The sequence below is a fragment of the Shewanella sp. GJ50-10 genome, assembly GCF_055808815.1.
On sequence record NZ_JBVVSS010000001.1, the window covers coordinates 1,476,203 to 1,502,191 of the forward strand.

Genomic DNA, 25,989 nt, shown 5'->3' on the forward strand with positions numbered 1-25,989 from the left:
CATTTAAGGAACGAACAATGACAGGCTCAAACTCAACTCAAACCAATGATGCAGCACAAGCAATTATAGAAACCATTAATGGACATACGGCAGTATTAACCTTAAATAATCCACCTGCTAATACCTGGACAGCAGACAGTTTAGTGCTGTTGAAAAATATTGTGCAGCGCTTAAATGAAGACAAGAATATTTATGCTTTGGTGATTACAGGTCAAGGCGAGAAGTTCTTTTCAGCGGGCGCTGATCTTAAATTATTTGCCGATGGTGACAAAGGTAATGCTGCGACAATGGCCAAATGCTTTGGTGATGCTTTTGAAACCTTAAGCGAATTTCGCGGTGTGTCTATTGCAGCGATTAATGGCTATGCCATGGGCGGAGGCTTAGAAGTGGCATTAGCCTGTGATTTGCGTATTGCAGAGTCTCAAGCACAAATGGCATTACCAGAGGCTACAGTTGGTCTTTTACCGTGTGCTGGTGGCACCCAAAACTTAACCGCTTTGGTTGGTGAGGGCTGGGCTAAGAGAATGATCCTTTGTGGTGAACGTATTGATGCTGCGAAAGCTGAGCAAATTGGTTTGGTAGAAGAAGTAGTAGAAAAGGGTCAATCATTAGACGCAGCGATAGCATTAGCTGCAAAAGTCGCACGTCAATCACCAAGTAGTGTGACAGTGTGTAAAAAGCTAATTCAAGCTGGACGTACTATGCCACGCACACAAGCTTTGCCATTGGAGCGTGAGCTTTTTGTTGGCTTATTTGATACAGAAGATCAGGCTGAAGGCGTAAATGCCTTTTTGGATAAACGTGCGGCAAATTGGAAGAACTGCTAATGACTCAAGATGTAATATTTCAAACATTAGGCACCTTATCAGGTAAATCCATTGGGGTGATCACACTCAATATTGAGAAAGCATTGAATGCATTAAACCTTGATATGGTAAAGGCCATGACAAGCCAATTACTGGCTTGGAAAGACGACAATGATATCGCCTTTGTTGTGCTAGATGGTGCAGGTGATAAAGCGTTTTGTGCTGGCGGTGATGTGCGCGCAATTTATCATGCTTCAGTGGCTAATCCTGGCGAAATGACATCGCAAGCTTGTAATTTTTTTACTCAAGAATACCAACTTGACTACTTGCTACACCAATTCGGCAAACCTGTACTTGTCTGGGGGGATGGAATTGTGATGGGTGGTGGATTAGGTCTCATGGCAGGCGGTAGCCACCGTGTGTTAACTGAGCGCAGCCGCATTGCAATGCCTGAAGTGACCATTGGTTTATATCCCGATGTGGGTGGCAGTTATTTTCTAAACAGAATGCCTGGTAAATTAGGGCTATTCTTAGGCTTAACGGCTTATAACATGAATGCGGCTGATGCTTATCATGTGAATGTGGGTAACCATTTCATGGCAAGTGACGAAAAAGAGCCATTATTTGATGCCATCGCTGAAGTGAGCTGGAGTGATGATGAAAGCTTAAATCATCAGCAACTCACTTTGCTACTGAATAAAATGCAAGCCAGTTCAACTGCACAGCTGGGCGATAGCCCACTTAAAGACTACCAACCTCAGATTGAGCAATTGATGTCTGGTGAAATTGAAGAAGTGCATCATCAAATCACCACATTAGATACAGAATTAGACTGGTTAAAGCGTGCCCAAAAAACGGCATTAGCTGGTAGCCCGTTAAGTTGGTTTTTAATTTTTGCTCAAGCTAACTTAGGTACCACAAAAACCTTAGCTGAATCGTTTAAATGGGAACTAGGCGTGAGTGTAAATTGTTGCTCACATGGTGACTTTTGTGAAGGCGTTCGTGCGCTGTTGATTGATAAAGATCGTCAGCCACAATGGCGTTTCAATCATGCAAGTGATGTCACCGCAGAAGCAGTAACCCAGCTACTGACATCACCATGGGATGCTGATAAGCACCCGTTAAAAAACATTTAGTTAAAAGATATGTAAAAGGAATTTATTATGGCAACTGTAGCATTTATTGGTTTAGGTAATATGGGCGGCCCAATGGCGGCTAATTTAATTAAAGCGGGAATGACAGTGACCGTTTTTGACTTAGTCCCCGCCGCGGTTGAAGCGTTAACGGCGCAAGGTGCTCTCAGTGCAAAAACGGCCTGTGGCGCAGCTGCAGCAGCAGATTATGTCATTACCATGCTGCCTGCGGGCAAGCATGTGCATAATCTTTATATCGGTGACGGCGAGAATAAGGGCCTACTTGATGTGGTTGCTAAAGATACCGTTTTGATTGATTGCTCGACCATTGATGCAGGTACGGCGCAAGTTGTCGGTGCTCACGCTGCTGAAAAAGGTATCGAGTTTATGGATGCACCGGTATCGGGTGGTACAGCAGGCGCTGCTGCGGGGACCTTAACCTTTATTTGTGGTGGCAGTGATAACGCATACCAAAAAGCGCAAACCGTATTAACGGTTATGGGCGCTAATATTTTCCATGCAGGAGCTGCTGGTGCAGGGCAAATCGCGAAAATTTGTAATAATATGCTGTTATCAGTATTAATGGTTGGCACCAGTGAGTCATTACAATTAGGTATCGATAATGGCTTAGACCCTAAAGTGTTATCTGATATCATGAAAGTCAGCAGTGGTGGCAATTGGACCTTAGAGAAATATAACCCTTGTCCAGATGTGATGGAAAATGTGCCTTCATCTAATGATTATCAGGGCGGCTTTATGGTCGACTTGATGGTGAAAGACTTAGGTTTATCTCAGCAAGCATCAGTAGCATCAAATTCAAGTACACCTATGGGATCGTTAGCGCGCAGTATGTACGTTAACCATGCTCGTCAGGGCAATGGTCGCCGTGATTTCTCTAGTATATTTGAACAATTTGCCCCAGCAGATAAAAAATAATGGGTTTATTTAAATAGACTCGCAAAGTAATAATCTCGGTTTAATAAAGAGTAGAAAGGATCCAGTTAATGGAAATTAAAGATAAGGTTGTGGTCATTACTGGCGGTGCTGGTGGTTTAGGTTTAGCCATGGCGCAAGACTTTGCTGCACAAGGCGCTCGTTTGGCGCTTATCGATGTAGACCAAGAAAAATTAGAACGTGCTTGTGCTGATTTAGGCGCTTCTACCGAAGTTCAAGGTTACGCACTGGACATTACTGACGAAGAAGATGTCGTTGCTGGTTTTAATTACATCCTAGAGGATTTCGGTCAAGTAAACGTGTTAATTAACAATGCGGGTATTTTACGCGATGGCCTAATGGTGAAAGCCAAAGAAGGCAAAGTGACTGACCGTATGTCATACGAGCAATTTCAGTCAGTTATCAATGTAAACTTAACGGGCACCTTCTTATGTGGTCGTGAAGCGGCGGCTGCAATGATCCACTCACAGCAAGCTGGAGTGATTATTAATATCTCCAGTATCGCTAAAGCGGGTAATATGGGCCAGTCTAACTATTCAGCCTCTAAAGCCGGTGTAGCAGCAATGAGCGTCGGTTGGGCTAAAGAGTTGGCCCGTTACAATATCCGTAGTGCTGCCGTTGCTCCTGGTGTTATTGCGACTGAAATGACAGCAGGGATGAAGCCTGAAGCTTTAGAACGTTTAGAGAAAATGGTGCCGGTTGGCCGTTTAGGTGAAGCGCAAGAAGTGGCTGCTACAGTTAAGTTCATTGTCGAAAACGACTATGTTAATGGCCGTGTATTTGAAATTGATGGTGGCTTAAGCATGTAATGCTTTTGAAGTGACGCTGTATAGCATCTGCTTTTAGCAACTTTTAACTTGCTTCATGTTGGTTTTAAGTTCACTTCAAATAAGACTGTAATTGAATTAAAGCCAGCCTGTTAATGGTTGGCTTTTTTATTGATTAAATTATTGCTACCATCTTGGCAGCGTTTAACGCTAGCAAATACATAAAATTAATACCAAAAGTAAAAATAGGGATAAGAAATGGAAAGGCTAGAGAAAGCAATGCGGATGACTATGCTAACTGTGGGTATTACAGGACTAGCGGTGATCTATTTTGGTTTTTTCTACTTACAATTCAACGACCAGCTAGGTGTGACTATGCCTTGGTACTTTTTACTTTCGCCATGGATTTGTGTCTATTTTGGTTTAAAGCAACAACAGCAAATCGATACTATTGCTTGGCTCACTAAAAAGTTTAGCTTTAAAAAGTAACTAAGATAAAGTAACTAGGATAAAGTAACTAAGATATAGCAAAGCATTTGCTGCAATAATGGCCGACCTTGTTGGCTATTTTTATATGTAAGTTTGCAGACACATTAAATTCATCAATTTCCCATCGAATTATCCTCCTAAAAGCACTAAGTTAAGTTGAAAAAATAAGCTGAAATGCTATAGTACGCCGCCTAATTATTGTGACCATGCTTATTGTTTTAAGGGTGGTTTAAAACCAGTGCTATTTACATACAGCCGCTATACTCGTTAAGCAATACTCATTTTGTTAAACGCAGTGGCTAATAAAGTCGGCACTGGTTTTTTGTTTTTGTCATAACTTGAATTTTGGAATCTCATTTTGATTACTACAGCTAACATCACCATGCAGTTTGGTTCAAAGCCACTGTTTGAAAATATCTCAGTTAAATTCGGTGGCGGAAACCGCTACGGTCTTATCGGAGCCAATGGCTGTGGTAAATCCACCTTCATGAAAATCCTGACCGGTGATCTTGAACCTACAAGCGGTAACGTGTCGATTGATCCAGGCGAGCGCATGGGTAAGTTGAATCAGGATCAGTTTGCTTATGAAGCTTTCTCAGTGGTTGACACTGTGATCATGGGTCATAAAGAGTTGTGGGAAGTTAAACAAGAACGTGACCGCATTTATTCTTTACCAGAAATGAGTGAAGAAGACGGCATTAAGGTTGCTGAGCTTGAAATGGAATTTGCTGAGATGGACGGTTACACCGCCGAATCTCGTGCTGGTGACTTGCTGATGGGCGTAGGTATTGGTGTTGACCAACACTTTGGCCTGATGAGTGAAATCGCACCAGGTTTCAAGTTACGTGTACTACTTGCTCAAGCACTGTTTTCAGATCCAGACGTATTGTTACTTGATGAACCAACAAACAACTTGGACATCGACACCATTCGTTGGTTACAAGAAATGCTTAACCAACGTAACAGCACCATGGTTATTATCTCGCATGATAGATATTTCCTAAACTCTGTTTGTACTCATATGGCTGATATCGATTACGCTGAGTTACGTGTTTATCCAGGTAACTACGATGAATATATGATGGCTGCGCAGCAAGCCCGTGAGCGTCTACAGTCAGACAATGCGAAGAAGAAAGCACAAATTGCTGAGCTTCAAGGTTTCGTTGCCCGTTTCTCTGCTAACGCATCTAAAGCGAAGCAAGCAACGTCACGTGCTAAGCAAATTGATAAGATTAAGATTGAAGAAATCAAAGCATCTAGCCGTGTTAATCCATTCATTCGTTTCGAACAAGAAAAGAAATTGTTCCGTAATGCACTAGTGGTTGAGCAACTAGCGAAAGGTTTTGACGAAAAACCGTTATTCTCAGGCTTTGATATGATGGCTGAAGTCGGTGAGCGTATTGCTATTTTGGGTGAAAACGGTGTGGGTAAAACCACCTTGTTACGTACCTTAGTACACGACTTACCGCAAGATGCTGGTACTATCCAATGGTCTGAAAACTCAAATATTGGTTACTACGCACAGGATCACGAAGCCGATTTTGCTAACGACATGACTTTATTTGACTGGATGAGCCAATGGCGTAAACCTGAAGATGACGATCAATCTGTTCGTGGCATCTTAGGCCGTATGTTATTCGGTTCTGACGATATTAAAAAGTCAGTTAAAGTACTTTCTGGTGGTGAAAAAGGTCGCATGTACTTTGGTAAGTTGATTATGCAAAAACCAAATATCTTGTTGCTTGATGAACCAACTAACCACATGGATATGGAATCAATTGAGTCATTGAATAACGCCTTAGAAATGTATGAAGGTACTTTGTTATTCGTTTCTCATGACCGCGCATTTGTATCATCGCTTGCGACACGTATTTTAGAAGTGACGCCAAACGGCATTAACGACTTCAAAGGAACTTATGATGAGTTCTTGGCCAGCAAAGGCGTTGAAGGATAAGTTAAAGTTTTTACTTTAGATGTCGATAAAAAACCTGTAAGGCTAATTAATTAGCTGTTACAGGTTTTTTTTGCGCGAACAACAACCAGCAACTATTTTGATCTAGAATTAAGTCGCCTTAATTACATCACAGCATGTAATTAATCGCGAAATTGCATGGAGCACTTACTCTAAGGGTAAAGATACAATGAAATGGATTACCGATCTTAAAACGCTACACAAACTTCTTTTACTGATTATTCCACCCTTGGTTATTTGCCTCATTTATGGCGGCATGTTTGTGCATAATAAATATGAAACCAAGTCAGAATTAACCACAGTGCTTTCCTTAAGTGAGCTCGCTGTTATTAATAGCGCACTAGTACATGAGTTACAAAAAGAGCGTGGTATGAGTGCTGGCTTTATTGGCTCTCAAGGGAAATCTTTTGCCAATGGTTTACCAAAGCAAAGAGCAATGTCTGATAGGCAAATTAGTACCTTTAATAATATTGCTGATATTGACGACTTTCCTGTTCAAATTAGTTCAACTCTTCGTCAAATTAAAAATGAACTACAGCAATTACAAACTATCAGACGCGCTGTGGATAGCTTAACGATTTCAGTCGCTGATGAAGTGAAGTATTACACTGGGCTAAACACGGCTTTATTGTCAGTGGTCGATGAAACTGCGATGCAAAGCACTGACAGTGAGTTGTCATTAAAACTCGCATCATTCGGGGCTTTTTTACAGCTTAAAGAGCGTGCAGGCATCGAGCGGGCCGTATTAAGTACCACCTTTGGCCAGCAAGGATTTAAAGACGATGTTTACGCCCGCTTTGTTACCTTAGTGTCTGAACAAAATACTTACGCTGAACGTTTTAAAGCGTTAGCGACATCAGATTGGATATCGAAGTTTGATCAAGCTAGCCGTTCGCGAGAAGTGAGTGAAGTTGAACAACTTCGTCAAATCGCGTTCTCACAAAGTGTTGCAGTTATTAGTGAGCAAAATCCAGAAGATTGGTTTAAAACATCGACAGGTAGAATTAATGTACTGACAGATTTTGAACACTTTCTTGCAGATGATTTGATGACCTTAACTCAACATCGTTTAGATTCTGCGAGCAAGTTGATGTGGATATCATTATTAGCACTTACAGTTTCCTTAACATTGCTGGCGTGGTTGAGCCTGTCAGTATCAAAGTATCTTAACCGCAGCTTGAGCCATTTATTTGAAAAAGTGACTCATGCAGGGAATAACTTTGATTTAAGTACCCGTATTGAGCATCGGTCAGCGGATGAGTTTGGCCAGCTATCAAATGCATTCAATGCCATGATGAATGACTTTGAAACCATTATCTTACAAGTTCGTCAAAGTGCTACCCAAGTGGTGAGTGTGGTTGAACAAGTGAATGGTTATGCCCATACAATGAAACAAGATGTGGAGTTGGGTTATCTTGAAGCTGAACAAGTTGCTTCAGCTATGACTGAAATGAGTGCGACAGTTACGCAAATTGCAGCCAATGCAGTACAGGCTTCTGACGCGTCTTCATCTGCTAATAAAGAAGCACAAATTGGCAATAATGACGTTAACAAGACAACGATATCTATTAAGCAACTCGCCGAAGAAATCAACGAAGCATCTATCGCCATAGAAACACTCGATCAAGATGTGCAGTCGATTGCGACCATTTTGGATGTGATCAGTGCGATTTCTGAACAAACAAACTTACTTGCGTTAAATGCTGCTATTGAAGCGGCAAGAGCTGGCGAGCAAGGGCGTGGTTTTGCGGTTGTCGCTGATGAAGTGAGAACCTTGGCTCAGCGGACTCAATCTTCAACCGATGACATTAAGCGTATGACTGACAGATTAAAGTCGGGCGCTAAGTTAGCGGTTAAAACAATGCAACGTGGCATGGTGAGTGCTGAGGAGAGTGTTAATGAGGTTGAGCATGCAGGGCAGGAGCTTAAGCAAATTGTGGCCGATGTGGATGTGATTGAAAGCATGAATCAGCAAATAGCTTCAGCAACCCATGAACAAGCCGCAGTGGCGGAAGAAGTGAATCAAAACGCGATGAAAATCAGTGAGATCTACAGTCAGACCCAGCAAATTGCGATATCGCTAAGTCAGCTAAATGAAAGCCTATTAGAGGATGCCGCAGCGATGTCTGAGCAAGTGCAAAAGTTTACCCTAAGCAAGGGAAGCTAAGTAAGCAAAAGTAAGTATAACTCTCTGAGTTATTTGCGTTAATATTTTAAGCCGACGTTCATTACGTCGGCTTTTTTATAGGCAATTTAAAAGTAAATATTCGTCCTAAAATGTGATTCTTAATTTTACTTTGCTAATATGAGCCAATAACAATGAATAATTAATATGTTGGATAAGTCATGGACTACCTTAGCGTCAATAAACATGCATGGAATGAGCGAGCCAAAATACATTTTGACTCTTCTTTTTATGATGTACCAAGCTTTATCGCGGGTAAGTCATCGTTGACAGAAATTGAATCGGCAGAGCTTACCGATGTTGCTGATAAGTCATTATTACATCTGCAATGTCACTTTGGCCTAGACTCCTTATCTTGGGCGAGAAAGGGCGCTGTTGTCACTGGCGTAGACTTGTCTGAGACCGCGATTAACAAAGCTAAAGCGTTAGCGGTTGAGTGCAACATTGATGCAGAGTTTGTTTGCTCTGATGTCTATAGTTATTCAGCTAAATGTCAGCATAGTTTTGATATTGTTTTCACCTCGTTTGGAGCAATATGTTGGTTGCCATGTTTAACTCAATGGGCTCAGATTATTAGTGAGAACCTCAAAAGCGGTGGCACATTCTATATGGCTGAGTTCCACCCAGTGCAAGATGTATTAGAGGGTTATCCTTACTTTCATAATCCAGAGCCTGATGTAGTTGTTGAGGGATCATATACTCAAGCTGAAAACTCTGAAGGGAAGAGTGCTACAGAAACAAGTGTTCATGAAAAGCAGACCATGGTGACTTGGGCGCACTCACTCAGTGAAGTGATTAATGCACTCATTCAAGCAGGTATTCGAATCGATGCCGTGAATGAATTTCCGTTTAGCCCTTATAATTGCTTCGAAAACCTTGTAGAGAAACAGCCAAACCAATTTCACTCCATGGTAAAAGGTCAATCTATTCCGCTGGTTTTTTCTATCAAAGGAACTAAGTGTTAATGCTATTTGACTCAGGAAATAAACTGGATATTGCTAACCGATGGGGTAGCATATTCTTTAAGATCGCAGCCGGTATTTCAACTGTCATCGTATTAATGTACTTAAGCTATTTTTATGTCAGCCCAAGTGTGACAATAGAAAATCGTTCTGACTTTGTCATTGATTCAGCGGTGATAAATTTACCCCTTAGTCGCTTGGACTTTGGTGAAATTAGCACAGAAAAAGACAATACAATCTATTATGATTTAGCTCAGCTTGATGGCCAGTATGAGTATCAATTAACGCTGAACAGTGGTGACATACTAGAAGGGAAGTGCGGCTACGTGACTAATTTTGAAATTAATAAGCGTGCGCTATTGATTTTGAATGATATAGGCGAAATCAGCTGTAATTTTTAAAACTTACATCAATAATTTGAGTTTTAGGATTTGGCTTAAGCTAAAAAATCATTTGTCATAATGCCTTTATACTAATGCTGTAAGTTTGCTCAGTAATATATGAATAGTTTTCTTTTTAAATCTTGCCTTGTAGCAAAAGTATTTTTCTAAAATATTGATCTGTGTTGATGTTATCTGCGGCTCTACACTCAAATGTTACCTTTGATACATATGTAGCTTTTTTGCTCTGCAGTCAACTTTCTGGTTAAGCCTGTCACTTTTCCTGTTACAGTTTTGGGCAGGTATTAAGATTGCTTGATTAGAAAAAATTCATGCGAAAGCTTTTTAAGCTTCAATTAATACTTCCTCCCTATCATCCTCGCTCTTCAAATTCCGCTGTTTATTTTATCTACAACTCTACAACTATTAGGTTGGAGTTGATCTAAAGCGGAATCATTAAAAGTTAAGTTCAACTCATAGACTACCTTTGAGTTGTGTAAGGATGTTTTGTTCTAATGCTAAGAGTTTTCATCGTTTTTTTCCTATCAATTATCACCATTTTTAGTCAGTTTGTTTTCGCTGATGACGCCATTGAAGTACCACAAAAATATGAGCGAACTTTTCCTATTTGGGCTCAAGAAGCGATTGATTTAGGTCATGAATTGCCGAAGCCTTATGGTTTTACCGTTAATTACATGTCAATGGAGCAACCGTTAGTCGTCGATGGAGTCACTTTTTCAGGTCTTGGCGATATTATTGATGACCGTGTGAGTATTAATGGCAGTGAGGCGATGCAAGACTCAGAGACTATCACTTTTAGAGCTGACATGTGGGTGCTGCCATTTCTAAACTTTTATGGTGTGATCGGTCAAACAAAAGGCAGTAGTGTGGCAAACGTTCAAATTGAAGTGGAAATGCCGTGGCCTTTACCACCAATAACGACGGATCCATTTGATTTTGAACTTAACTTTAAAGGCACAACCTATGGCGCTGGTGGCACAATCGTTGGCGGAGTAGGGAATTGGTTCGCTTTATTAGATGTTAACTACACCAATACTAATCTCGATATTCTTGATGGCGAAATCAGCTCGATTGTTGTCTCGCCTCGTGTCGGTTACCGTACCAGCGTTTTTGGCCATGAAAGTCAGTTTTGGGTCGGTGCAATGTACCAAAACGTTGAACAAACCTTTAGTGGTTACTTAAAGGATATTGGCATTCCATTGGGCGATGGTAAGTTTGAAGTAAACCAGCATCTTGAGGATAAATGGAACACCTTAATCGGTGGACAAATTAATTTAGGTAAAGGATTTGATTTACTGTTAGAAGGCGGTTTTGGTACTCGCACAAGCTTTATGGCTGGTATTGGTTATCGTTTTTAAACGACTTGGTCTTAGCTAATTGATTTTAAGACAATCTAGTTAAACAAGTATCTCTTACATTAATAGACTTCAAATTATATGCGACTATTGATTATTAGTTTCTTATCACTATTTATAAGCGGCTGCTCGGTCGTTTCAATGGTGGATAATTATCAACAAAACCAGTTAGTCAAAACGGGTTTTGAGCGCCATCAATTATCACTTTCACAGCAAGGCGAGTTGCATTACTGGCAAGGTGGGGATCAAAATGCACCCGCCATTATCCTTCTCCATGGTTTTGGTGGAACAGGGATGACCAGTTGGTATGAAATGATGCAAGATCTCGCCACTGACTATCATGTTATCGTTCCCGATTTGCTTTGGTTTGGTGCATCTTTCAGTAACGCTCCTGCAAGTATCAGCAGCGAAACTCAGGCTATTCAGCAACTTATTAATTCACTTGAGCTTGAACAAGTGAATCTTGTGGGAATTTCATTTGGCGGGTTTATTACTTTTGATTTAATGATCAATGAGCCGTCAATTAGTAAAGCGATTATGCTGGCAAGCCCAGGTATTGTATTTGGTGACGCTGATATGGACGCTATGACTCAGCGCTTTGGTCAAACAGTGCCAGAAGCAGTTTTTGTGCCCCACGATAAAGAAGGGGTAAGGCAACTATTAGAGCAGACATTTGTTCACTACCCTTGGTATCCAGGCTTTATAGATGAGCAAATTTATCAAGAGTACTTCGCTAGTTATTTAACCGAAAAACAATCCCTTATTACAACGTTGCCTGCTTATCGCGACCAACTGAACCCTGCTGGTTTTAAAAATGACTTACCGCCCTCCTTATTAATATGGGGCGAAAACGACATAGTGTTTCCACTGGAAAAAGGCAGGGAGTTTTCAGAGTTTTTAAACGCACCAATCATTATTATTCCAGACGCATCCCATGGCTTAAGTAATGATTTCCCCGAGGAAATTAGCCAAATGATCAGAGACTTTATTCAATGATGTTTAATTATCAACAATCTGCTTTGTTGGGCGCTGCTTTGCTCACAACTTTACTTGCTGGCTGTTCAAGCAGTGAATGGCAGGTAAGTGCAACGCCTAATGAATCAGCAGTAGTTGCGGCGTTAGATAGCCAACCGGATCCTGCATTAATGCGTGATATTAGCTTGCCGCAGAATGCACCAATCACTCTGCCAACCAGTGTGCGACCTTGCTGCGCGTTTGGTAATGGCCAAAAGGTAAAGTTAGGCGCTATGACGATTCCATTTTATCGTCATGCTAATACTATATCTCTTGAAGACTTAGGTGCTCATGCTTATGAAGCAGGTAGTTTTAGTCACCAAAAATCAGCGCCAGATGAAGGCCGAAGTGGTGAGAATAATGGCATACTTTATACCCGTAAAGGCGGCTTTATTGATTTAGCCCATGTAAGAGATACTGCTGATAATGCGGTCGCATTGTTTTATCAAATTCATCCGAATCTTGGTGCAAAGCAGTCGATTGCACTGCCGTTTGAAATTGGTCCAAGAACTATTGAAGTTGATGCCTTTGAAGTTGACCATTTAACAGCGAGTCAGCGTTGGGAGCTAGCAGCGGCTATGGCTGTTCGTCTTGCTTATTCTATGGCAGAAGCCCATGAGATAGCCCAGTATCATGGTTATCGCAGTTTTGCGCCGTGGACCGAAGACGTATCGGCTTATTCGCCAGAAGATCTATATTCAAACATGCTTGGCTCGAAAGTCGCTTATGCAGTGCTAATGAATAACCTCGCAATGACTCGTCAGCAATATAACTATCATATGACATCATGGATTTCTGCCACTCTTGCTTGGTTAGAGCCAGTTTCAGCCGCAGAAACTAACGCGCTTTTCGATGTTATCGACGGTTATTGGTGGGATTCCAGTGAACCTATGCCTAATAAATTTATGCTACTTAAACGCCATTATGATTTAGGTGATATGCAAGTGCCGTATCTTGTCCCGCAAGATATGGCAAAAAATAGTGAAGTTTGGCCTGATACCGAAAGCGTATATGACTCACCGAAAGAGGCTTATAACTTACGTTTAACCAATAATGTTCATGGTGTCGTACTTGATGATGTCGCCAAGCAATGGCTTCATGTCGACAAAAAATTCGAACAAAATTTTCAGCATGTTCCTGAATCATTGTGGCGTGATGGTTTTACCCAACAAGCCTTTTTTGAATTGAGCCAATATAACCAAATATTAGATAAGCAAATGCTGCAAGAGCATTTATCTCAGCGCCCGCAATTACCATTAGCCATTGAGCAAACATCAAAAGGATCTTTGTAATGACATTTCGCCATTACTGGTTAGTCGCGCTTTTATCGGGTTGTTTATTAACTGTATTTCAAGCATTTGCAACTGAGTTAAATGAGCCAATTGAAATCAGCGAGATAAATGACAATGAAGCAATTCAGGCGGATTCAACGACATCAACTGATGAGCAGCAACTCGGTTGGGTTGAAGAGTTTTTACAAACCTTAGGCGCAGATGGTGAGTTTGATGCTGATAAACTGATCGATTTTAGTTTTTTACCTGGGCCTTTTTATAATCCTGAAATGGATTTAGGTGTTGGTATTTCAGCTGTAGGTTTATATCAAGTAGACCCTAATGATGAAGTGAGTCAATTATCTTCTTTAGTGATTAACGGCTTAGCTTCAATTAATGGTGCTTTGGGTGTTTCACTTGAAAATAAAACCTTTTTAAACGAAGACCAGCAGCGTTTTTACTTGACCGCTGAGATGTTTGATATTCCTGATGTGTTTTATGGTGTTGGTTATGATGAAAACCATCAAGATGATAACCGTGTTGATTTTAACGGCCGTTTAGTTCGTATTAACCCAATGTTTTTACATCGATTATCATCAAATGTGTTTGTTGGGGCAGGCTTTGACTTTAATTATGCTAAAGCGAGTAGCATTGATATGCTCGATTCTGATGTCGATGTCAGTCCATTGTTGGAAACCTCTCGTAGTGTCGGGGTTAACCTGCTAGTTAGCTACGATAGCCGAGACAATGTGTTAAACCCTGAGCAAGGTAAAATTGCCCAAATTGATACTGGTATTTATCGTAAAGAATTAGGCAGCAAAACTGATTTTGAAATCGTTAATGCTCTTTATAGTACTTATTATCAAGTGGCAGAGTCGGATGTTTTAGCATGGCAAATTCGTGGCCGATTTACTCATGGTGATGTGCCCTGGGATCAGTTATCAAAAGCGGGCGGTGGATACTTACTTCGGGGTTACACCTCCGGTCGTTACCGAGACAAGCAAATGTTGTTAGCACAAGTTGAATATCGTCAAAACTTATCTGGCCGTCATGGTATGGTTTATTGGGTTGGTGCAGGGGTGATTGCAGACAAATTCAGTGAGTTAGCATCATCAAGCGTGTTACCCAATACCGGTATAGGCTATCGCTTTGAAGTGAAGCCAAGAGTGAACCTTAGGTTAGATTTAGCCTTTGGCGATGGTGATACAGGCTTTTACTTTAACGTCAATGAAGCGTTTTAATGATTGAGCATTTTAATCTTCAAGCATTTCAATCTTCAAGTATTAACGTAGTCTTGATCTAAGCTCAGGGTTTTGAGTTAAACTAAATAACCATAATTCAGGTAAATACTTTAATAGTCGTTTTTATAGAAGATAGCCGTTTTTTATAGAAGATAGCAGTGCTGTAATAATTTAAGCCAATAGTGAGGCATTATTTTGAGTAAAGTCATTATCTTTGGAAACTCAGGTTCGGGTAAGTCAACTCTTGCTAAACAGCTCGCTGAGCAAAGTCATTTATCGCATTTGGATTTAGATACCATTGCTTGGCAAGCTGTTAATCCACCGCAAAGAACCTCGTTATCTGAATCTAATCGTTCAATCCAGCAGTTTATTAGCCGGCATGACTCGTGGGTTATTGAAGGCTGCTATACCGACTTACTTGAACTAGCCACGCCTTTTGCTGATGAGGTGATTTTTCTAAATCTTCCCGTCAATGATTGTATTAGTAACGCTAAAAACCGCCCTTGGGAACCTCATAAGTATTCTAACAAACAAGCTCAAGATGCCAATTTGGCCATGCTGATTGATTGGATTGCTCAGTATGATGTTCGCAGCGATACCTTTTCGAAGCTTGCCCATGAGAAGTTATTTGAGCAATTTGTAGGTGTCAAAACCATGTTCACTGCTAACCAATAATGATTTCACGTCTATAGATAAGGCTCAGGTGATGGGAATTTTCTATTAGCTATTGTAGTATGCCAATGGCTGCCGATACGTAAACTGTGTCCGGCATCATTCCATAAAACAATAACTTATAAATGGACTGTAAATGAATCCCCCAGATCAAACTCCAACGTCTCCTAATACCAATATTCCAGCAGTCAGCAATAGCACACGACAAATGCCAGATACTCTGGTGATTATATTCTTTGTCGCACTAGCGGCTGCGTTATTAACTTATGTGGTTCCAATTGGCTCTTTTTCATCTCAAGACGCGCATTACGTGATTGATGGAGTCGAGAAAACTCGCAGCGTTATCGACCCAACATCATTTCAATATGCCTTGAATGAAGCTGGCGAGCCTAAACTTGATCCTATTTCATTATTTAAAGGTAATGGTGAAATAGGTTTTTTTAACTTTGCTTTTGAAGGCATGGTGTCAGGTTCTAAGTGGGGCAGTGCCATTGGCGTAATTATGTTTATGTTGGTCATTGGTGGCTCATTTGGGGTGGTCATGGCAACAGGGACAATTGATAACGGAATATTACGCTTAATAGACAAAACCCAAGGCAATGAAAAACTATTCATTCCTGTGATATTCAGTTTGTTCTCATTGGGTGGCGCAGTGTTTGGAATGGGCGAAGAGGCGATTGCTTTTGCCATTATTATTTGCCCATTAATGATCCGCTTAGGTTATGACTCCATCTGTACTGTGATGGTGACGTACGTGGCGACTCAAATTGGTTTTGCTAGTTCGTGGATGAATCCGTTTAGCGTGGCCATTGCCCAAGGCATAGCGGGGGTGCCAGTGCTGTCTGGTGCTGGCGTTCGCTCAGTTATGTGGCTTGGGTTCACCTTAATAGGCATAGGTTTTACTATGCGTTATGCCAATAAAATTAAGCGTAATCCCACTGAATCATTTAGTTATAAAACCGATCAGTTCTTTCGCGAAAATCAGCAAGGAGATGTGAAAGATAGCCGTTTTAACCTTGGTGATATTTTAGTGCTACTGACGATTATTGGCACTATTGCTTGGGTGATATGGGGCGTGGTCGCACATGCTTGGTTTATCCCAGAAATCGCCAGTCAGTTTTTTACCATGGGGATTATTGTTGGGATCATTGGGGTGGTATTTAAGCTTAATGATATTGATATGAATAAAGTCGCGGTGAGCTTTAAACAAGGTGCAGGCACCATGTTGGAGCCTGCTGTATTGGTGGGCTGTGCTTCAGGTATTTTACTTTTATTAGGTGGTGCTGGAGCTACAGAGCCTAGTGTACTCAATACGATATTACACAGTGCCGGCAATGTAATTGGCCAATTACCAACGGCGTTATCGGCATGGTTTATGTTGCTGTTTCAGTCAGTGTTTAATTTCTTTGTGACTTCAGGTTCAGGCCAAGCGGCGCTAACCATGCCGTTAATGGCACCATTGGCTGATATTGTTGGAGTGACGCGACAAGTGGCGGTTTTGGCTTTTCAGTTAGGTGATGGATTTACCAATGTTTTGGTGCCAACGTCAGCTTCATTAATGGCGACACTAGGTGTTTGCCGGGTTGATTGGGGCAATTGGTTTGCGTTTATTTGGCGCTTTTTACTTGGCTTATTTGTGCTATCGAGCATCATTGTGGTGACAGCGCATTATTTAGGCTTTAGTTAATTTTACTTAAATAGGAATAAATGAAAACGGCATCAAATGATGCCGTTTTTAATTGAAAAAACTAAAGGTAAACAGTCTAATCGTGTTATCAATTGATAGCTTTGATTAGAACTTGATTTCGCCTTCTACAAACCACTCACGTCCACGGGCGTTGTATACGCTACGAGGGTAGTGAGGCCATGACGTGTTGGTTGGGTCAAAGTTAGGGCCAACGTCAAATAGGTTTACGATACCTGCAGTTAACTTCATGTTATCAGTGAAGTTATACGCTGATGTAAGGTTCCACTTAGTTTGTGAAGCAACTTCTAAGTCATCTTCGGTAAACTCGTCATCATCAATGAATGAACTGTAAGAAACTCCATGCATACGAGCAGTATGATAAGCACCTAGCGTAGTTTCAAAGTCATTAATGAAGTAGCTAAAGATCATGTTGGCACGATACTGAGGTAAGCCGCCATCTTCAATGTCGTCATCTACATCTGAAGTCGGGTTTAACTGACCTTCAGATAATAAGATGTAGGTACCATTAAAGTTAACTCTTAGCTCACCCATGTCATTGAAGTCCCAGCTATAACCAGCTGTTAAATCAATACCACGTACTTTTTGGTATGCTAAATTTTGCGCCACTGTGTTGATGTGGGTAATGGTGCCACTATCATCACGGGTGATCATATCTTCATAGGTGTCGTATTCTTGTGCGGCAGTTGAAGCGCTGATATCGCTTACCATGTCGTCAAGTTTCCATTCCCATAAATCAATAGATGCTTCTAAACTGTCGCCACCCCATACGGCACCGATGTTGGCTGTATAGCCTGTTTCAGCTTCAAGCTCTTTGTTTGCACCAGTGGTCGTATCAATGTGCAATTCATTACAGATTTCATTGATGGTTGGATCTGGGTTAGTGACACCGGGTTGTCCGCCCATTGCTTGACACTGTTTAAAATCGATTACGGTAGTAAATCCGTTGGTTGCATCACCGTATACACGGTGCATATCTGGAGCACGGAATACACTGCTCCAAGAACCACGGACTAATAACTCATCTACAGGACGGTATTCTACAGTCACTTGTGGTGATAAATTGCCACCAAAATCACTGTAGTGATCGTAACGAAGCGCTGCGGCAACGGTTAGATCTTCAAGAACAGGCACGCTAATTTCTGCATATGTTGCCCAGAAGTCACGTTCGCCAGCACCAGATGAACCACCTGTGGTTAATACCGAACCATTTTGGGTTTCAGAATCAGATTCTGTTTCGTAATCTTGTTCAGTGTACTCAGCACCAAATGCAAACATGGCATCGCCTTCAGGCATTTCAAATGCAAGACCTGTGATGTTGGCTTGAATGTTCTTTTGAGTAGATTGAGCACGTTCAAATGGTGAGTAAGATGCCGCTTCTACATCTTCATCAGACATGTTTTCAAGTAGTGAGTTACCATTTTCGCCAGCGGTAATGTAGTCAAACATACCACTAACTGTTGCAAAACCACTGCGGTATACGTCGACGTTTGTACGGCCGTAGTTTACTGACATATCCCAATCGTATTCATCAGCTAGTACGCCTTGTAGACCCGCTGAGAAAAAGTAGTTATTGGTATTGGTTTCACCGCTACGGTTATCAAATTCGTGTAAGCGACGAACATAGTAGTAGTCGCCATCAGTTGCGTTAGCAAAGTCACCACCCAGTCCGGTAGATTTGTTGAACGTCTTGCTCATCAAATCGCCGTAGCTCACGGTTAAATCATCACCAGAAACATTGATGTCGTAGTCATCAATAGCCATTGGTTCAAAGTTTGTGGTTGATTTGGCATTAGCGAAATCAAGGCGACCTAGGAAGGTAATATCGTCAGATAGTTCGTAATTGAAGTTGGTGGTACTGATAAAGCGGTAGCTTTCTGGTTCAAGATCGCGCCATTCTGAGCGGTCAAAACCACAAATACTGCGGGCATCATTCCAGAAGAAGCCGCCATCAGTACATTCTTGTGGTGATAAAGAGTTAGCACCAGTACCGGTACCCGCAATACGTGCGCCGTATGAACTGTATTGTGAGTAATCACTGTGAGGGACTTTATCGGTGTGTAAACCAAAGTTTTCGCGATCAGTGGCTTTAAGTGCTTCATTGCTACTGAATTCAATAAAGGTTGAAACATTGCCTTTTTCGTTTGAAGAACCTAATGAAAGCGCGATACGGTCATTCATTCCGCCGCCTTCCATGGTGTCACCATGACGATATTTAAGGGCTGCGCCGTCAAAATCTTTTTTCAAGATAATGTTGATAACACCACCAACTGCATCAGCACCGTAAATAGCTGATCCACCTGATTGCAGAACTTCAATACGCTCAACCGCTTCCATTGGAAGGTTGGCTGTATCAACAAAATTATCAGTACCGCCAGCTGGTTTTGGGTACTGATTTAAGCGCTTACCATCAATCAGGGTCAGTGTGCGGCTTGCTCCAGCGTTACGTAAGCTGATTGAAGATGCTGCAGGGGTAAAACCATGGACTTCTTGCGTCGTCATCGCACCAGTAGTTGATGTGAGGTTTTGCAGCGCATCTTGAATAGTAGTGAAACCTTGTTTAGCCATGTCGTCAGCGCTAAGCACAGTAACAGGGGTAGCGGTTTCTAGATCAGTACGCTTAATACGCGAACCGGTAATTTGAATACGTTCTACATCAGCACCTTCATCAGCTGCAAGAACTACTGGCGAACTTAGGGCTGCGGTGAAAGCACCACCGACCAATGCAACGCGTATTGCGTTGGCCAATCTTGAATTAAGCTGCATCTCATCTCTTCCTTATCATCTATCATTAATAACCGCGTTTTTAATTAGTAATTCTCATTGCTAACGTGTGAATTGAGTTAACAGGAGTTTGCGGATGATGGATAAAACCATACTTATTCAACATAAACAACGTGCTGTTTACATCTTGATTTTGTTAAGTTTGTATTATTTTTGTAGCGAAACTTGTGTCAAGATTTAACATTGCTGTTTGGGTTGTTATTTGGGATTTTCTTGTTCGAGATCTTGATCAAATATTTCAGCTGATTCAGGTGCAATTGAAAGGGGGGTTGTGGTTTATATGTTTAACAATTGTTAAGTAAGATGTATTGCAACAGTTGGCTTGCTTGTTTAGATGAAAGGTAATTGTTACAAACTGCATCATTTTTATTTTGAGGATTTTATGTTGCGCAATTGAATTTGTGACGTTAATCACTATTTAACATTTGCTTGAACCCCTTATATTCTAGGCTTTGGTCACTTTTGCCGAGCAAAAATTGAGTCGTTAAATGTTAAAAAGCCCGCGGTAGCGGGCCTTTTATTTATTAACACTTTAAAGATTGTTTAGATGGGTTTTACCTTGCAACGCAATAATGTATGCCCTAAACCAATATTATCGATGTCTTCATCTACATATAGCCCAGCTTCATTGATCATCTTTAACATATCTTTACTGTGATACATTCTGCTATAGCCATTAGCGATGGCTGTAAAGTAAAGCGATGTGGCATTCACGCAGTACGCTCCAGCTTCATAGGGCTGCCTGTCCCAATAGGTTTCTAAGATACATAGTTCACTATTGGGTTTCATTGCTGCGACGGTACGCTTTAAAATGGTGACGATTTGTTGTTTGGAGAAACAATCCAGAAATTGGCTCATCCAATATAAATCAGCGCCTTGGCAAAATGGTTTATTTTCATCTAGCAAGTCGGTTTCGAAAGGGAATACTCGTTCTGCAACATTATTAATGCGCGCATTTTCCATCGCAACCGCTAGTTGCCCTGGTAAGTCCATGATGGTGATTTTGACGTTAGGGTCATAGCTGGTACAAGCAAAAGCCCATTTACCTGTATTACCGCCAACATCCACGATATGCAGTGGTTTAGATTTAAAAATCATTGGCAAGAGGCTGTCAAAAGCATGATCGGAATAATAATGGTCAAACTCAAACCAACTCCGTTTAATTTGCTCTGGTAACTGACTTAATCCTGGGTAAATAGTCTCCCAGTCACCTAAGTGTTTCAGACCTGCTGCATTGCCTTGCTTAAGTGATGCTTCAAGCTCAAATAAGCCTTGATAACAAACATCATGGATGAAGTTTAAGTTTTTAGATGCCATATCATCATGCAGTAGAAAGTGACCTGTTTTATCTAAACGATAATGATCATCTTTACACCAAAATAATCCCATACTCAGGCCCATATCCAGTAATACGTGAATCGCATATTCTGACAAGTCATTTTTTTCGATGAGCTGTACCAATGTAATGCCATTTTCACCGGTATCATCAACTTGTTTGAGTATGTCAAATTGGCTAAGACAGCGAGCGACTTGGAAACTGACAGGTGCAAAGGCAATTTTTTGCGCTTCAAATTTTGCGTCGAAAGCGGATATTTTTTTAGGGGATTGGTAAAAAGACATAAAGTGAGTCAATTTCTTGGAGTGGAGTTAAAAGTATGCGGATGTTAACAAACGAGATGAAACAAGAAGTTGATCTAGCTCTATTCCTGATTGAAATAAATTACGTAGCGATGTATCTATGGAAGCCATAGTTATTTTGAATGGATATAAAATGATTTATACAGAGCGTTTAACTCTTAGAGAATTTACCTTGGACGACGGTGAATTCATTTTTCAACTAATGAACTCACCTTTATATATCGAGTTTATTGGCGACAGAGGGATTAAGACGTTAGAAGATGCACAGACATTTTTATTAAGCAATCTAATTCCAAGTTATGAGATTAATGGTTATGGGCTATTTGCCGTGATTCGAAATCAAGATGAATGCGTAATTGGCATGAGTGGTTTAGTGAATCGTGAAGGGCTGCCCCATACCGATATTGGCTTTGGCTTTTTACCCCAATATATGGGTAAAGGTTACGCCTATGAGTCAGCTAAAGCTGTGATGGATTTTGCGAGTAGTATCTTAGATTTATCACCGATACTAGGTATTACCAGTATGGAAAATACTGCTTCAATTAGTTTACTTAATAAACTCGGTTTAGAGCATCTGCGACGGATTTTATGGGGAGAAGAGCAGGAGGTAATTTTACTGTTAAGCACTGAAGAGATTAGTGCTGAAGAAATCAGTGCTATTCCTACTGACACTGACACTGACACTGACACGACACAGGCTCGATGAATCAAACCCATGTATAAATTCACGAATTCCCATCTTTGAGACATTAAAAAGCCCAGCATTTGCTGGGCTTTCGATTTTTGCTAACTATTTCAATAAATGATTATTGAACGTTTTCGCTGTCGCCAAATGCACCAGCGAATAACGCTGATGATAAATAGCGCTCAGCGGCAGAAGGAAGAATAACAACAATATTCTTCCCTGCAAATTCTGGCTTTTCAGCAATGCGGTTTGCTGCAACAACAGCTGCACCTGAAGAAATACCGACTAAGATACCTTCTTCTTCCATTAAACGGCGTGCCATAGCGATAGCATCGTCATTACTTACTGCTTCAACAAGGTCAACCATATCTAGGTCTAGGTTACCTGGGATGAAACCAGCACCAATACCTTGGATTTTATGTGGTCCAGGAGTTAAGTCTTGACCTGCTTTTGCTTGCGCGATAACAGGTGAGTCAACTGGCTCTACTGCAACAGACACAAGGTCTTTGTTTTTGCTTTTTAAGTAACGGCTAACACCGGTAATAGTACCACCAGTACCAACACCAGCGACAAATGCTGCCACTTCACCATCAGTATCATTCCAGATTTCTGGACCTGTGGTCTTTTCATGGATTTCAGGGTTTGCAGGGTTGCTGAATTGACCTAGTACAAGGTATTTAGCAGGATCTGATTGGCGAATTTCTTCAGCTTTATCAATCGCGCCTTTCATACCTTTAGCGCCTTCGGTTAGCACTAGGTTAGCACCTAAAGCTTTAAGCAATTTACGGCGTTCAAGGCTCATAGTATTTGGCATGGTTAGGGTTAATTTGTAACCGCGAGCAGCTGCAACATATGCAAGTGCAATACCTGTGTTACCTGAAGTCGGCTCTACAAGCTCTACTTCTTTAGTTAGAGTGCCTTTCTTTTCAGCATCCCAAATCATGTTTGCGCCAATACGACACTTAACACTAAAACTTGGGTTACGTGCTTCAACTTTGGCTAACACTTTACCATTGCTTACTCGATTAAGGCGCACTAGTGGGGTATTACCTAGCGTATATGAATTGTCTTCGTAAATGTTGCTCATGGTTTGCTCCTATGTTGGCATTGTCTAATGATAATCGGTTTAGGGGGCTTTAACAGTGATACTTTGTTATTCGTTATTCCTTTTAGTTATTAAAGTTAACTCAATTATAATAATAAAGCATCTTCTTATATAACAATATCTTAGTTAAGCACGCTAAAAGGTTGTTGATGGTCTGACCATCATTAAATCAACATTTAGTGCTTAATGAATAGCAAAGATAGTAATAGACTGAGATTACAGAAGCGCAATTTATCTTTCTTTAATGGGCGAGTTATAAAACCTGTATAGCCTTTCCCCATCAATAAGTTTTGAATCTTTACGATAAATTGCTGTATTCACCAATATAGATATGGCAGACATAACATGAATAAAGTGGTTATCTCAGGTAGTGGTTTATATACACCGCCGCACAGTGTCAGTAATGATGAGTTAGTTGAAAGTTTTAATACTTATGTAGACCAGTTTAATCAACAAAACCAAATAGCAATTGATGCCGGTGAAGTCGCAGCTTTATCGCACTCGTCTTCTGAATTTATTGAAAAAGCATCAGGCATAAAAAGTCGTTATGTGATGGTTAAAGATGGCATATTAGATCCAAATACTATGATGCCGCTTATTGAAGATAGGCCATCTGATGCGCTATCGATGCAAGCTGAAATTGGCATCGAAGCTGCTAAACAAGCGCTAGCGCAAGCACAGGTCAGTGCTGAAAATATAGATTTAGTCATTGTGGCCTGTGCTTATACTCAACGTTCATATCCAGCAATCGCCATTGAAATTCAACAAGCGATGGGCACCAAAGGGTTTGCTTATGACATGCTGGTGGCCTGTTCATCAGCAACGTTTGCAATTGTTAATGCGGTTAATGCAGTCCAATCAGGAACGGCATCAAGAGTGTTAGTGATTAACCCTGAAATATGTTCGCCACAAGTGAATTACCGTGATCGTGACAGCCATTTTATTTTTGGTGATGTTGCGACTGCAGTTGTGGTGGAAAAGGCCTCATTAGCTCAATCCGAACACGCCTTTAATGTTCTTTCAAGCCAGTGCTTTACAGATTACTCTAATAACATTCGTAGTAACTTTGGTCATATCAATCGCTGCGATCCCGATACAGCAAATAGCAGTGACAAGTTATTCCATCAACAAGGTCGAAAAGTATTCAAAGAGCTGCTGCCGATGATCTATCAACATTTGGATAAGCAGTTAGCTGAAGAGCAGATACAAGCTAATGAATTTAAACGTTTATGGTTGCATCAAGCGAATATAAATATGAATATGTTTGTAGTTCGTAAACTTCTCGGTGATAATGTTACAGAAGGTAAAGCTCCTGTAGTGTTAGATGAGTTTGCTAACACTGCTTCAGCCGGGTCGATTATTGCATTTCATAAGTATAATCAAGATTTTAAAACCGGTGATTTAGGACTCCTGTGTTCATTTGGTGCTGGCTATTCTATTGGGAGCATCATTTTAGAAAAGACCTAATAGTAAAATGGGTGAATTAATTGCGTATTCTGATTGTTGAAGATAACGAAGCTGTATCTAAGGTACTTCGGCATTTATTAATGCAAGACTTGCATTGTGAAGTGGACGTCGCCGCAGATGTCGCTTCTGCGAATGCATTATTAGAACAGCATAAATACTTTGTCGTCGTAGCAGAGTTAAACCTTCCCGATGCGCCAGATGGTGAAATAGCCCAACTGGTGCTGATGTCATATCAAACACCTTGTATTGTTTTATCCTCTAACCTTGATTCTCGTCAGCGTAAGAAACTCCTTAAATTAGGCATTGCAGATTATGTTCTAAAGGAGAATCGTTTTAGCTATGAATATGTAGTTAAACTGGTGGCTCGTTTAGACCAAAATCAACATGTAAAAGTACTAGTAGCTGATGATTCAGTAGTTAGCCGTAAGTTCGTTAAGGTTTTATTAGAGCAGCAGCTATTTACAGTACTTGAAGCATGTGATGGCGCAGAAGCTATTCAGGTTTTAAATGAAACCCCTGATATTCAATTGCTGATTACTGATTACAACATGCCTAATGTTGATGGTTTCGAGTTAATTCTAAAAGTACGCGAAAAGTTTAGCCGTGAAGATTTGGCCATTATTGGTCTATCAAATGATACCGACGAAAGCCTCTCTGCACGCTTTATTAAAAATGGTGCTAATGACTTTTTACAAAAACCATTTGTCCACGAAGAGTTTCATTGCCGCGTATTAAATACTTTAGACTCGCTGGATATGCTGCGAAGTCTTTGGGAGCAAGCTAACCGAGATTACCTAACAAAAGCCTATACTCGCCGTTACTTTTTCAAGCAACATGAAAAGGATGTGAGTGAGGCAGGGCAATTTGCCTTAGGATTAATTGATATCGACTTCTTCAAAAACGTTAATGATACCTATGGCCATGATGTGGGCGATCAGGTGTTATTTGAGTTTGCGAAACGATTAAAAAGTGCTTTTGGTCAGCATTTTACCGTGGCCCGTTTTGGCGGCGAAGAATTTGTGGTGGCATTTAAAGGCTTAGACGGCGATCGTGCATTTACTGTGATGGATAAGTTTAGGCAGCAAATTGATGCTCAGCCTTTCGTGACAGATGCTGGTGAGCTAAAAATCAACTTTAGCTGCGGTATTGCGAGTGCTGAAAATACTGATAATAACTTAGACACCATTCTGCATCGTGCCGACTTAGGCTTATATGAAGCCAAAGAAGCAGGGCGTAATCGGGTTATTTATTAATGAGTTTTATTTAAATAACACATATTAAAAAGGACTGCTAAGCAGTCCTTTTTTGTTCACTGATATTTTATTTTTATTAGGCTCTTTAGCTTTTTAAGGCTGATTAGATAAGCCGTGTTTTAGCACTTAA

21 protein-coding genes are annotated in these 25,989 nt (G+C 40.8%); 18 read left to right on the forward strand and 3 right to left on the reverse strand.

Going from position 1 to position 25,989, the window contains the following annotated elements:
• Positions 1–17 precede the first annotated feature (17 nt).
• The 15 genes from AC0L4E_RS06140 to yfcC all read left to right on the forward strand — a co-directional run bounded on the left by AC0L4E_RS06140 (position 18) and on the right by yfcC (position 16,909).
• Positions 18–827: an enoyl-CoA hydratase gene (locus AC0L4E_RS06140; RefSeq protein ID WP_473678453.1), complete on the forward strand. Its 810-nt coding sequence runs from the start codon at positions 18–20 to the stop codon at positions 825–827.
• Positions 827–1,942 carry an enoyl-CoA hydratase/isomerase family protein gene (locus tag AC0L4E_RS06145; protein ID WP_473678454.1) on the forward strand — a complete coding sequence of 372 codons (1,116 nt, stop codon included), beginning with the start codon at positions 827–829 and terminating at the stop codon, positions 1,940–1,942. The genes AC0L4E_RS06140 and AC0L4E_RS06145 overlap by 1 nt, the downstream gene beginning before the upstream one ends.
• A 27-nt stretch (positions 1,943–1,969) precedes the next feature.
• Positions 1,970–2,875 (forward strand): 3-hydroxyisobutyrate dehydrogenase, encoded by a 906-nt coding sequence (mmsB, locus tag AC0L4E_RS06150; protein ID WP_473678455.1) that lies wholly within the window; start codon positions 1,970–1,972, stop codon positions 2,873–2,875.
• Positions 2,876–2,943: 68 nt separating this feature from the next.
• Positions 2,944–3,702 (forward strand): SDR family oxidoreductase, encoded by a 759-nt coding sequence (locus AC0L4E_RS06155; RefSeq protein ID WP_153916073.1) that lies wholly within the window; start codon positions 2,944–2,946, stop codon positions 3,700–3,702.
• 216 nt (positions 3,703–3,918) lie between these two features.
• On the forward strand, positions 3,919–4,149 hold the full coding sequence (locus AC0L4E_RS06160) for a hypothetical protein (RefSeq protein ID WP_473678456.1): 231 nt from the start codon (positions 3,919–3,921) through the stop codon (positions 4,147–4,149).
• Positions 4,150–4,507: 358 nt separating this feature from the next.
• Positions 4,508–6,103 (forward strand): ABC-F family ATPase, encoded by a 1,596-nt coding sequence (locus AC0L4E_RS06165; RefSeq protein WP_220753387.1) that lies wholly within the window; start codon positions 4,508–4,510, stop codon positions 6,101–6,103.
• Positions 6,104–6,290: 187 nt separating this feature from the next.
• The gene (locus AC0L4E_RS06170; RefSeq protein WP_473678457.1) at positions 6,291–8,288 is read left to right on the forward strand and encodes a methyl-accepting chemotaxis protein; all 1,998 of its coding nucleotides are present in this window, start codon (positions 6,291–6,293) and stop codon (positions 8,286–8,288) included.
• Positions 8,289–8,467: 179 nt separating this feature from the next.
• A complete protein-coding gene (locus AC0L4E_RS06175) occupies positions 8,468–9,271 on the forward strand; it encodes a class I SAM-dependent methyltransferase (RefSeq protein WP_473678458.1) in 804 nt (267 codons plus the stop codon).
• On the forward strand, positions 9,265–9,669 hold the full coding sequence (locus AC0L4E_RS06180) for a hypothetical protein (RefSeq protein ID WP_473678459.1): 405 nt from the start codon (positions 9,265–9,267) through the stop codon (positions 9,667–9,669). The genes AC0L4E_RS06175 and AC0L4E_RS06180 overlap by 7 nt, the downstream gene beginning before the upstream one ends.
• 494 nt (positions 9,670–10,163) lie before the next feature.
• On the forward strand, positions 10,164–11,027 hold the full coding sequence (locus AC0L4E_RS06185; RefSeq protein WP_473678460.1) for a virulence protein: 864 nt from the start codon (positions 10,164–10,166) through the stop codon (positions 11,025–11,027).
• A 138-nt stretch (positions 11,028–11,165) separates the two neighbouring features.
• Positions 11,166–12,020 (forward strand): alpha/beta fold hydrolase, encoded by an 855-nt coding sequence (locus tag AC0L4E_RS06190; RefSeq protein ID WP_473678461.1) that lies wholly within the window; start codon positions 11,166–11,168, stop codon positions 12,018–12,020.
• Complete coding sequence (locus AC0L4E_RS06195; protein WP_473678462.1) at positions 12,017–13,330, forward strand: DUF4056 domain-containing protein; 1,314 nt, start codon at positions 12,017–12,019, stop codon at positions 13,328–13,330. The genes AC0L4E_RS06190 and AC0L4E_RS06195 overlap by 4 nt, the downstream gene beginning before the upstream one ends.
• Positions 13,330–14,550, forward strand: a complete 1,221-nt coding sequence (locus tag AC0L4E_RS06200; protein ID WP_473678463.1) for a BamA/TamA family outer membrane protein — start codon at positions 13,330–13,332, stop codon at positions 14,548–14,550. Before AC0L4E_RS06195 ends, AC0L4E_RS06200 begins: the two co-directional genes overlap by 1 nt.
• Positions 14,551–14,745: 195 nt before the next feature.
• Positions 14,746–15,225 (forward strand): AAA family ATPase, encoded by a 480-nt coding sequence (locus AC0L4E_RS06205; protein WP_473678464.1) that lies wholly within the window; start codon positions 14,746–14,748, stop codon positions 15,223–15,225.
• Positions 15,226–15,430: 205 nt separating this feature from the next.
• Positions 15,431–16,909, forward strand: coding sequence for a putative basic amino acid antiporter YfcC (gene yfcC, locus AC0L4E_RS06210; RefSeq protein ID WP_473681542.1), 1,479 nt, complete (start codon positions 15,431–15,433; stop codon positions 16,907–16,909).
• 105 nt (positions 16,910–17,014) lie between these two features.
• Here the strand turns inward: yfcC and AC0L4E_RS06215 are convergent, their stop codons facing one another.
• Both AC0L4E_RS06215 and AC0L4E_RS06220 read right to left on the reverse strand, forming a co-directional pair.
• Entirely contained in the window at positions 17,015–19,693 is a 2,679-nt protein-coding gene (locus tag AC0L4E_RS06215; RefSeq protein WP_473678465.1) for a TonB-dependent receptor, read from the reverse strand.
• 561 nt (positions 19,694–20,254) lie between these two features.
• On the reverse strand, positions 20,255–21,331 hold the full coding sequence (locus AC0L4E_RS06220) for a methyltransferase (protein ID WP_473678466.1): 1,077 nt from the start codon (positions 21,329–21,331) through the stop codon (positions 20,255–20,257).
• 151 nt (positions 21,332–21,482) lie between these two features.
• On the opposite strand from AC0L4E_RS06220, the gene AC0L4E_RS06225 reads away from it, so the two are divergent.
• A complete protein-coding gene (locus AC0L4E_RS06225; RefSeq protein ID WP_473678467.1) occupies positions 21,483–22,055 on the forward strand; it encodes a GNAT family N-acetyltransferase in 573 nt (190 codons plus the stop codon).
• Positions 22,056–22,155: 100 nt separating this feature from the next.
• On the opposite strand, the gene cysK is transcribed toward AC0L4E_RS06225, so the two are convergent.
• A complete protein-coding gene (gene cysK / locus AC0L4E_RS06230; protein ID WP_473678468.1) occupies positions 22,156–23,121 on the reverse strand; it encodes a cysteine synthase A in 966 nt (321 codons plus the stop codon).
• A gap of 363 nt (positions 23,122–23,484) precedes the next feature.
• Here cysK and AC0L4E_RS06235 point away from each other — a divergent pair, with 363 nt between their 5' ends.
• Positions 23,485–24,606 carry a beta-ketoacyl-ACP synthase III gene (locus tag AC0L4E_RS06235; protein WP_473678469.1) on the forward strand — a complete coding sequence of 374 codons (1,122 nt, stop codon included), beginning with the start codon at positions 23,485–23,487 and terminating at the stop codon, positions 24,604–24,606.
• A 20-nt stretch (positions 24,607–24,626) separates the two neighbouring features.
• Entirely contained in the window at positions 24,627–25,859 is a 1,233-nt protein-coding gene (locus tag AC0L4E_RS06240; RefSeq protein WP_473678470.1) for a diguanylate cyclase, read from the forward strand.
• Positions 25,860–25,989: the final 130 nt, after the last annotated feature.